Below are 322 nucleotides of genomic sequence, written 5' to 3' on the forward strand. Positions count from 1 at the left end.
CGCCTTCTTCTTCCCGTAGCTGTTCCACAAGTTTGATCGTAAGAATCTCTCCCAAAGCTCCCAGTGCGAAATCTTCGGAGACATCATATTCTGTTTCTCCTGTCCATTGTATACTCACCTGGCTTTTAGGGTCTTTTCCCTGATATACTACTTCCTTATGATAAGAATTATCAGGTTTAAAATCAGGAATTTTGTACTGTTCTTTTTCTTCTGAGCCGGGAAGGCTGGCAAGGTAAGTTGTTGCATATTTTTTCAACTCGGCTTCTTCAATGTTACCAACAAAATAGAAGGTGAAATCTCCTGCATTGGCAAATCTTTCCTG

The 322-nt window shown here is 40.7% G+C and carries 1 protein-coding gene; it reads right to left on the reverse strand.

Going from position 1 to position 322, the window contains the following annotated elements:
- On the reverse strand, positions 1–322 hold a 322-nt coding region (locus tag HC175_RS22160; protein WP_168140014.1), incomplete at both ends, for an insulinase family protein.

Source organism: Salinimicrobium oceani (assembly GCF_012037645.1).